Origin of the sequence: Streptomyces antarcticus (genome assembly GCF_026627255.1) — a bacterium.
GTDB lineage: Bacteria > Actinomycetota > Actinomycetes > Streptomycetales > Streptomycetaceae > Streptomyces > Streptomyces antarcticus.
The window spans coordinates 1946-5159 of the sequence record NZ_JAPNLM010000071.1 but is presented as its reverse complement, the minus strand read 5'-3'; the positions used below and the strand labels follow the sequence as shown (position 1 = coordinate 5159).

Here is a 3214-nt window from a genome sequence, read left to right as displayed (position 1 = left end):
TTCAGAACTAACACAGTGGACGCGAGCAACTGAGGACAAGCCCTCGGCCTATTAGTACCAGTCAGCTTCACCCGTTACCGGGCTTCCACATCTGGCCTATCAACCCAGTCGTCTACTGGGAGCCTTACCCTCTCAAGGAGGTGGGAATACTCATCTTGAAGCAGGCTTCCCGCTTAGATGCTTTCAGCGGTTATCCCTCCCGAACGTAGCCAACCAGCCATGCCCTTGGCAGGACAACTGGCACACCAGAGGTTCGTCCGTCCCGGTCCTCTCGTACTAGGGACAGCCCTTCTCAATATTCCTACGCGCACAGCGGATAGGGACCGAACTGTCTCACGACGTTCTAAACCCAGCTCGCGTACCGCTTTAATGGGCGAACAGCCCAACCCTTGGGACCGACTCCAGCCCCAGGATGCGACGAGCCGACATCGAGGTGCCAAACCATCCCGTCGATATGGACTCTTGGGGAAGATCAGCCTGTTATCCCCGGGGTACCTTTTATCCGTTGAGCGACGGCGCTTCCACAAGCCACCGCCGGATCACTAGTCCCGACTTTCGTCCCTGCTCGACCCGTCGGTCTCACAGTCAAGCTCCCTTGTGCACTTACACTCAACACCTGATTGCCAACCAGGCTGAGGGAACCTTTGGGCGCCTCCGTTACTCTTTAGGAGGCAACCGCCCCAGTTAAACTACCCATCAGACACTGTCCCTGATCCGGATCACGGACCGAGGTTAGACATCCAGCACGACCAGAGTGGTATTTCAACGGCGACTCCACAACCACTGGCGTGGCTGCTTCAAAGTCTCCCACCTATCCTACACAAGCCGAACCGAACACCAATATCAAACTATAGTAAAGGTCCCGGGGTCTTTCCGTCCTGCTGCGCGAAACGAGCATCTTTACTCGTAGTGCAATTTCACCGGGCCTATGGTTGAGACAGTCGAGAAGTCGTTACGCCATTCGTGCAGGTCGGAACTTACCCGACAAGGAATTTCGCTACCTTAGGATGGTTATAGTTACCACCGCCGTTTACTGGCGCTTAAGTTCTCAGCTTCGCCACACCGAAATGTGACTAACCGGTCCCCTTAACGTTCCAGCACCGGGCAGGCGTCAGTCCGTATACATCGCCTTACGGCTTCGCACGGACCTGTGTTTTTAGTAAACAGTCGCTTCTCGCTGGTCTCTGCGGCCACCCCCAGCTCACGGAGTAAATCCGATCACCAGTGATGGCCCCCCTTCTCCCGAAGTTACGGGGGCATTTTGCCGAGTTCCTTAACCATAGTTCACCCGAACGCCTCGGTATTCTCTACCTGACCACCTGAGTCGGTTTAGGGTACGGGCCGCCATGAAACTCGCTAGAGGCTTTTCTCGACAGCATAGGATCATCCACTTCACCACAATCGGCTCGGCATCAGGTCTCAGCCTTAATGAGGGACGGATTTGCCTACCCCTCGGCCTACACCCTTACCCCGGGACTACCACCGCCCGGGCTGGACTACCTTCCTGCGTCACCCCATCGCTTACCTACTACCACCTTGGACCGGCGGCTCCACCACTTTCCCTTGCCCGAAGGCTCCGGAACGGCTTCACGGCCTTAGCATCAATGGATTCGGTATTGGGCGTTTCAAAGCGGGTACCGGAATATCAACCGGTTGTCCATCGACTACGCCTGTCGGCCTCGCCTTAGGTCCCGACTTACCCTGGGCAGATCAGCTTGACCCAGGAACCCTTAGTCAATCGGCGCACACGTTTCTCACGTGTGTATCGCTACTCATGCCTGCATTCTCACTCGTGAACCGTCCACAACTAGCTTCCGCTGCTGCTTCACCCGGCACACGACGCTCCCCTACCCATCACAGCGGGCGTTGGCCCTATTGCTGCAATGACACGACTTCGGCGGTACGCTTGAGCCCCGCTACATTGTCGGCGCGGAATCACTTGACCAGTGAGCTATTACGCACTCTTTCAAGGGTGGCTGCTTCTAAGCCAACCTCCTGGTTGTCTGTGCGACTCCACATCCTTTCCCACTTAGCGTACGCTTGGGGGCCTTAGTCGATGCTCTGGGCTGTTTCCCTCTCGACCATGGAGCTTATCCCCCACAGTCTCACTGCCACGCTCTCACTTACCGGCATTCGGAGTTTGGCTAAGGTCAGTAACCCGGTAGGGCCCATCGCCTATCCAGTGCTCTACCTCCGGCAAGAAACACGTGACGCTGCACCTAAATGCATTTCGGGGAGAACCAGCTATCACGGAGTTTGATTGGCCTTTCACCCCTAACCACAGGTCATCCCCCAGGTTTTCAACCCTGGTGGGTTCGGTCCTCCACGAAGTCTTACCTCCGCTTCAACCTGCCCATGGCTAGATCACTCCGCTTCGGGTCTAGAGCGTGCAACTCAATCGCCCTATTCGGACTCGCTTTCGCTACGGCTTCCCCACACGGGTTAACCTCGCTACACACCGCTAACTCGCAGGCTCATTCTTCAAAAGGCACGCAGTCACGACCGGTGTTCCGAAGAACAACGGCGACGCTCCCACGGCTTGTAGGCACACGGTTTCAGGTACTATTTCACTCCGCTCCCGCGGTACTTTTCACCATTCCCTCACGGTACTATCCGCTATCGGTCACCAGGGAATATTTAGGCTTAGCGGGTGGTCCCGCCAGATTCACACGGGATTTCTCGGGCCCCGTGCTACTTGGGAGATTCTTAAGCAAGCCGCTGATGTTTCGTCTACGGGGGTCTTACCCTCTACGCCGGACCTTTCGCATGTCCTTCGACTACATCAACGGTTTCTGACTCGCCGACCGGCCGGCAGACCGGTCAAAAGAATTCCCACAACCCCGCATGCGCAACCCCTGCCGGGTATCACACGCATACGGTTTGGCCTCATCCGGTTTCGCTCGCCACTACTCCCGGAATCACGGTTGTTTTCTCTTCCTGCGGGTACTGAGATGTTTCACTTCCCCGCGTTCCCTCCACACTGCCTATGTGTTCAGCAGTGGGTGACAGCCCATGACGACTGCCGGGTTTCCCCATTCGGACACCCCCGGATCAAAGCTCAGTTGGCAGCTCCCCGGGGCCTATCGCGGCCTCTCACGTCCTTCATCGGTTCCTGGTGCCAAGGCATCCACCGTGTGCCCTTAAAAACTTGGCCTACAGATGCTCGCGTCCACTGTGTAGTTCTCAAACAACGACCAGCCACCCATCACCCCAC

The 3214-nt window shown here is 56.7% G+C and carries 1 rRNA gene; it reads right to left on the bottom strand.

Annotated elements, in window-relative coordinates:
* Nucleotides 1–31: 31 nt before the first annotated feature.
* Nucleotides 32–3154 (bottom strand): 23S ribosomal RNA (locus OTB16_RS39005).
* Nucleotides 3155–3214 lie beyond the last annotated feature (60 nt).